This window comes from Desulfobulbaceae bacterium, assembly GCA_013792005.1.
GTDB lineage: Bacteria > Desulfobacterota > Desulfobulbia > Desulfobulbales > VMSU01 > VMSU01.
In genome coordinates this window covers 1-6,403 of the sequence record VMSU01000143.1, presented here as the reverse complement: position 1 = coordinate 6,403, position 6,403 = coordinate 1, and the positions used below count along the sequence as shown (strand labels likewise).

At 46.7% G+C, this 6,403-nt stretch carries 6 protein-coding genes and 1 tRNA gene; 6 read left to right on the top strand and 1 reads right to left on the bottom strand.

What is annotated here, in order from left to right:
* Positions 1-114 precede the first annotated feature (114 nt).
* The 6 genes from FP815_08740 (at position 115) to FP815_08715 (ending at position 4,754) form a co-directional block, all read left to right on the top strand.
* Positions 115-202, top strand: a tRNA-Leu gene (locus FP815_08740).
* Between the two features lie 318 nt (positions 203-520).
* Entirely contained in the window at positions 521-1,321 is an 801-nt protein-coding gene (locus FP815_08735; GenBank protein ID MBA3015026.1) for a ParA family protein, read from the top strand.
* Complete coding sequence (locus FP815_08730) at positions 1,321-2,232, top strand: ParB/RepB/Spo0J family partition protein (protein ID MBA3015025.1); 912 nt, start codon at positions 1,321-1,323, stop codon at positions 2,230-2,232. Before FP815_08735 ends, FP815_08730 begins: the two co-directional genes overlap by 1 nt.
* 151 nt (positions 2,233-2,383) lie before the next feature.
* Positions 2,384-3,175 carry a dihydroorotate dehydrogenase electron transfer subunit gene (locus tag FP815_08725; protein ID MBA3015024.1) on the top strand — a complete coding sequence of 264 codons (792 nt, stop codon included), beginning with the start codon at positions 2,384-2,386 and terminating at the stop codon, positions 3,173-3,175.
* Positions 3,166-4,089 (top strand): dihydroorotate dehydrogenase, encoded by a 924-nt coding sequence (locus FP815_08720; protein ID MBA3015023.1) that lies wholly within the window; start codon positions 3,166-3,168, stop codon positions 4,087-4,089. The genes FP815_08725 and FP815_08720 overlap by 10 nt, the downstream gene beginning before the upstream one ends.
* Positions 4,086-4,754, top strand: coding sequence for a GMP/IMP nucleotidase (locus FP815_08715; protein ID MBA3015022.1), 669 nt, complete (start codon positions 4,086-4,088; stop codon positions 4,752-4,754). Before FP815_08720 ends, FP815_08715 begins: the two co-directional genes overlap by 4 nt.
* An 89-nt stretch (positions 4,755-4,843) precedes the next feature.
* Here FP815_08715 and FP815_08710 read toward each other — a convergent pair whose 3' ends face one another.
* On the bottom strand, positions 4,844-6,388 hold the full coding sequence (locus FP815_08710; protein ID MBA3015021.1) for a VCBS repeat-containing protein: 1,545 nt from the start codon (positions 6,386-6,388) through the stop codon (positions 4,844-4,846).
* Positions 6,389-6,403 lie beyond the last annotated feature (15 nt).

Sequence of the window (6,403 nt, the reverse complement as noted above, 5' to 3'; positions counted from 1 at the left end):
CTCAGCAATAAGATTAGCATATCAAGAGAAAAGTTGTCAAATTCCGGTGTTCATTCCCTCAACCTGATGGTTTCATTTGACTTCAGTAATAAATTTTCTTATATTTGTTTCTGTGCCGGAGTGGTGAAACTGGTAGACGCACGGGACTCAAAATCCCGCGGGCCGCAAGCTCATGTCGGTTCGATTCCGACCTCCGGCACCAACAATGATCACCAAGGCCAACTTTCTCAAGTTGGCCTTTTTTTGTGCCCTCTTGACCCCTTCTTTCTAATTGGTGTTGAATTGTTTCACGTGAAACAATTCAACACCCCTCAAGCCCCCCCTTGACAACCAAAAGCCAGTGTGTTTTGGTGAAAAATCTCTTCTACCCAAGAACGACACCACAACAACCCAGAACATCGTTATCCCACAAAACGGTTGTCCATCACAAAGAACAAAAAGCGTGGAACATCCAACAACAATTCACAGCCAAACACCTCCACACACACCCGCTCGCCAAAAAAACAACACGAGGAGCACCATGCCAAAAGAAGTGTCCAAGAAAGCAAAAATATACAGTTTCGCTAACCAAAAGGGTGGTGTCGGCAAAACCACCAGTACTATCAATCTGGCCTCCGCGGTGGCACAACTTGGCCACAAAGTATTGGTAGTCGATTCGGACCCTCAAGGTAACGCCTCAAGTGGTTTGGGAATTAACACATCAAAGATGGAGCACCACCTCTACCATTGCTATGTCAATAAAGCAGACGTCACTCAAGCCATCAGACAAGCTGACCAAACTGGCAACCTGTTTATTCTGCCAACCCACATTGATCTCATCGGAGTTGAAGTAGAATTAATTTCGACGGCCAAGCGAGAGAGATTTTTATCCGAATTACTCGAACCACTACTAACGTCGTACGAGTACATATTCATAGATTGCCCCCCCTCTCTTGGTCTGCTCACCATCAATGCCTTAACCGCCTCTGATGCGGTTATTATTCCGATGCAATGTGAATACTTTGCCCTAGAGGGGTTAAGCCAGTTGGTGAGAACTATCCGTTTAGTAAAAAACTCCTACAACCAACGATTGGCCATTGAAGGTATTGTGCTCACAATGTATGACCGGAGAAATCGATTGACTCATCAAGTTGCTAAAGAGGTAAAACAACACTTCAAAAAACAGGTATATAACGTAGTCATTCCTCGAAATGTTCGGTTGAGCGAGTGCCCAAGCCATGGTCAGTCAATCCATCAATATGACAGTCGTTCAGTCGGGGCATTAAGTTATTTAAACTTAGGAAAAGAATTTATCAGCAAACAAAAGGAGGTGAACCAATAATGAGCAAATCACTATCCCCTTTAGGCAAGGGTCTGATGGCCTTATTGCCGATGGAAGATGAAAAAGGCAACCTTTTTTCATCAAGAGATGAGAGAGGATTTTCCAACGAAGAATCACCTTATTTTCTCTGCCCCATCGCCTTTATTCAAGCAAACCCCTACCAACCACGGAAATCATTCAACCCGGAAGAGTTGGAGAGTTTATCCGCATCAATTAAAGAAAAAGGTATTCTCCAGCCCTTGGTGGTGAGAAAAATAAGTGCCAACCAATACGAACTGATCGCTGGTGAGCGACGATTACGTGCGGCGCAGATGGCTGAACATGAAAAGGTGCCGGTACTGATCAAGGATATAGCCATTTCAGACCGCCTGGAACTCGCCCTGATCGAGAACATCCAACGAGAAAACCTCAACCCGATAGAGGAGGCTGAGGCCTATGCCCAACTGATGGAGGAGTTTGGCCTCACCCAAGACACAGTATCAAAACGCGTTGGCAAAAACCGTTCTACTGTGGCAAACAGTCTTCGAATTCTCCAATTACCTGATTTTGTGAAGGAAAGTGTCGCGAGCAATCGTATATCTTCAGGACACGCCCGAGTCTTACTCACATTGAACAGTGATGCAGAGGTTATGAACCTCCACGACACGATCATCACCCAAACGCTCTCTGTGCGGGAAACCGAGGCCCTGGCAAAAAGGATTAAAAACCCTCCACCAATCAAAGAAAAAGGGCCTAAAATGGAAGGTGCATTACCTGAGAGCTATTGCCTGACCCTGACCAAAACCTTGAATGACTATTTCGGCACCAGAACCAAGATATTCCAAAAAGGCGACAGCGGGAAAATTGAGATTGAATACGCCACTGGCAGCGATCTTGAACGCTTGCTGGCGCTCATCCTCCAAGAGGGGTAGACAGCATTACTTTGTTCTACCGGTGAACGATTACCAATTAGTTACCAGTCGTTCTTTAATAAAATCATTATCAAGTTCCCGAAGAGTGGAAAAATTCCGCGCACCCACAATACATTCTGGATAGTTAGCCAAAGAGGAAACAAAAAAATTCATGGAACAATGCGAAGTTACCATCACATCAAAAGAACGACTAAGCGCCGATATTGTCCGATTAACCTTGCTGGCGCCGTCAATCGTGGAAAAAGCTCAACCAGGTCAGTTTATTAATGTCAAGGCCGGGACGAACACCCTAGACCCATTGTTGCGACGGCCTTTCTCTATTCATCAAACATATTCCGATGGAACACTGCAGATTGTCTTTAAGATCCTGGGTAAAGGCACAGAAGAGCTGGCCAGAGTCAGTGTTGACGAAACTCTTAATGTGGTCGGTCCCCTGGGCAACGCCTTCACCCTTGGGAAGGCCATGTGTTTGATTGGTGGTGGGCTTGGAATCGCGCCTCTGTTGTTTCTGGCCAAAAAAATACGGCAATCAGCACAGTCACCAGCCCTATCCGTTATCTTGGGGGCACGCACCAAAGATGAACTTCTCCCTTTGGCTAACGATTTCACTGCACTGGGAATCACTCCGCATCTTGCCACAGACGACGGAAGTTTAGGCCATCATGGATTAGTGACAGATCTGATGAAAATACTGATTCAAGACCAGAACCCCTGGCAGATCTGCACCTGCGGTCCCTACCCAATGATGAAACAAATAGCGTCAATCAGCCGCAGCCACGGATGGAACTGCCAGGTATCCCTTGAAACAATGATGGCCTGTGGAATTAAAGCGTGCTTGGGGTGTACGGTGTTAGCCAATACTGAAAACACCAAAGGAGGGAAATACCTCCATGTCTGTCAAGACGGTCCGGTTTTTTGTGAAGGAGAAATCGCATGGCAATAAACACACCCGATCTATCTTTAAATATCGGCTCGTTACGACTGCCAAATCCGGTGATGACAGCCTCCGGCACCTTCGGCTACGGGAAAGAATTTGAATCTTTCGTGGATTTGGGTTCAGTAGGCGCGGTAGTAGTCAAAGGTATTTCACTCCTGCCACGGCCTGGTAATCCGCCGCCTCGGATTGTTGAAACTGCCTGTGGCATGTTGAATGCTATCGGACTGGAAAATGTCGGGGTCGAACGATTTGTCAGCGAGAAATTGCCGTATCTGCGGACAAAAGGATGTCGAGTCATAGTCAATGTCTTGGGTGATAGCATTGAGGAATATTGCCAACTTGCCTCACGACTCAACGGTGTGGAAGGTGTCAACGGGATTGAACTGAACATCTCCTGTCCCAATGTCAAGAAAGGAGGAGTGGCCTTTGGAACAAATGAGAGTATGGCCAGAGAGGTGACAGCCGCTGTGCGAAAAATTACCCGCCTGCCTTTAATTGTAAAACTGTCACCAAACGTCACCGACATCGGGGCCATGGCAAAGGCGGTAGAAGAAGGCGGAGCTGATGCTGTATCTCTGATTAACACTTTAATTGGCATGGCCATCAGTATTAAAACTAAAAAACCGGTTCTTGCCAACACCATCGGCGGATTGTCTGGCCCGGCAATCAAACCCGTAGCCCTGCGTATGGTTTTTCAGGTAGCTGATCGAGTGAAAATTCCTGTCATTGGAATCGGTGGGATTACCACTTGGCAGGACGCAATTGAATTCATCCTGGCAGGGGCAAGCGCGATCCAAGTTGGAACCGCCAACTTTATCAACCCTAGGGCGGTCGACGAAATCAGGCTAGGTATTACAAATTATCTGGTTCAGGAAAAAATAGGGGCGATTCAAGAATTGATCGGAGCGGCAAAGAGATGATAATTAATTGGCAGGAGATTGAAACGGTGCTGCTCGATATGGACGGTACCCTACTCGATAAGCACTTTGACGACTATTTCTGGGAGCATTTTGTTCCTGCGATCTATGCCGAAAAAAATGGCATAGACGAAAGAACAGCCCGTAAAAAATTACTGGCTACCTATCAAGCACGGGAAGGAACACTGGATTGGACCGATCTCGACTATTGGAGTGAACAGCTCGATCTCGATATCCCGGCATTAAAAATCAAGATCGATCATTTGATACAAGTTCACCCCTACGTGATCGACTTTCTGGAACACCTGAAAAGCATGGCTAAAAAGACCTACCTGGTCACCAACGCACACAGCAAGACCCTTGATATCAAAATGACCAAAACAGCGCTTAGCGGCCACTTTACAGGCATCGTCTGTGCTGAAGAAATTGGGATGCCGAAAGAAAATCCAAAATTCTGGCAGGGTCTGAAAGAAAAAATTCCTTTTAGTAATGAGGCAACCATGCTTGCCGAAGATACCGAGAAAATTCTCGTTTCCGCCCACACTCACGGCATCAAACACCTCATCTATGTCGCCCGCCCCAGTAGCCAAGGACCAATCAAAAATTCAGAACAATTTCCCTCTATTATCTACTTTAACGAGTTGATCAATGAACAAAAGAAACGGTAAACCGGTAGGTTGGGTTAGCGAAGCGTAACCCAACACCCAAAGCCATGTACGCGTGGGTTACAACCTTACGGCCTAACCCAACCTACTTTCTACTTTCCTTCTTCCCCTGTCAAATGGAGTGGAAAGGTAAGAACCGCACTATCGGCATTGCTTAAAATATTAAGCCCACCGCTGTTAAGAATAACCCCAACATTCAATTCCGACTTTATACTTAGCCCCTTACCGTCCTTAGCCGCTTCAGTCTGAACCTGCCCTAATTGATAGTCGGAGATATAGCCATCAATCTTACGGGTTCTCCACAATTCGGTTAAACTGATACCATTCCAGGTCAAACAATGAATCTCGCCACTGGGATAGCTGCGAACCCGAGACAAAATCCTTGAGGCTGACGATAAGTTCTTATTGATTATAACATCGGGAAGTCCATCATTGTTCATATCTCGGATCACGATTCGAGCTGGGATATAGATTTTTTCACCCTCATATCGACCATGCTCCAGGTCCTTATTCATATCTTCAGGACTATCACCACCGATAAAACGGGTTGTACCGCCAAAATAGTCATCACTGGTCCATAAAAGCTTACCAGCTTGAGTCAGTACCAGGAGTTTGTCATTCTGAGTGATACCAACAACTTCAAGACCACCGTTACCATCAAGATCAGCATAACTGAAATCGAAGAGATTAAAGCCGCCGGTCTCCAACTGATCTCCCTTAAGCACTTGACCATTACTTAAATCAACCCGATACACACCCTTGGTAATGATGCTTTTAATACCTGATTTTTGTCCTGCCAAAACCTTTCCTTCACCTGGGATCTCGATAACCCGAAGATACCAACTGACGTTATCGGCCAGATGGGCAAACTCCTTCCCGTCCCATTCGATAACCAAAGAACGAGGCTCTTTGGCATCGGCAGCGCTGACATAAATTTCTTGTCTTCCGTTATTATTAAGATCACTCAGCGACACGCAATGAATACTAAAACGATTGGAAAGAGATACCTGACCAACCTTTTGGAACCGGTTATCAACTTTGCGATAAACACGGACATCACGAGAGGAGGCAACTACATATTCATCCTGGCCATCGGCATCGACATCGCCAATCTCCATCGCTACCAATCCATAGTTAAAGGTTTGACTCTTGGTAAAACCAAGCGCCCCGGTTACCACACCGAGGGGACGAAGAATCGATGAACCACCTTCAGCGCCCTGTCCCCCAATAAGCAGACGATCAGGATGAGTTGTTTGGTAGGGATCACTCCCAGAACCTGCCGCTGGTAAAGAGGATACCGCGGCAGTTGTCGCTAGCCTTTGTTTGCCAAAGGCCTGCTCTGCAATCTGCCACGAGAGGGTATCGATTGCAGCGATAATCTCCTCCTCTCGAGGGGCGGTAGCGTAAAAGGTTTTGGGTTGATCTCCTTTTACACTGTGAAGAGTAGAATCAAGCGATAAAGATCCAGCTAGCGCAGTAATGCTGCCAGACAGAACATAGTCTGCCTGGAGCGAAGCGCCAAGGAGACGCAAAGCCGATTCCTCCGCTGGAACTGGTTTTCCGGCCAGGACTTGAGTGACTTGAGTGCGAGGTACAATTTCAACCTCAGCGCCAGCGGCAAGACGTGAGGCCAGCATATCACGGACCCCACT

Excerpts from the sequence above, each read along its gene's own strand:
- FP815_08735 (MBA3015026.1), top strand. The coding sequence starts at position 521 with ATGCCAAAAGAAGTGTCCAAGAAAGCAAAAATATACAGTTTCGCTAAC.
- FP815_08730 (MBA3015025.1), top strand. The coding sequence starts at position 1,321 with ATGAGCAAATCACTATCCCCTTTAGGCAAGGGTCTGATGGCCTTATTG.
- FP815_08725 (MBA3015024.1), top strand. The coding sequence starts at position 2,384 with ATGGAACAATGCGAAGTTACCATCACATCAAAAGAACGACTAAGCGCC.
- FP815_08720 (MBA3015023.1), top strand. The coding sequence starts at position 3,166 with ATGGCAATAAACACACCCGATCTATCTTTAAATATCGGCTCGTTACGA.
- FP815_08715 (MBA3015022.1), top strand. The coding sequence starts at position 4,086 with ATGATAATTAATTGGCAGGAGATTGAAACGGTGCTGCTCGATATGGAC.
- FP815_08710 (MBA3015021.1), bottom strand. The coding sequence starts at position 6,388 with ATGCTGGCCTCACGTCTTGCCGCTGGCGCTGAGGTTGAAATTGTACCT.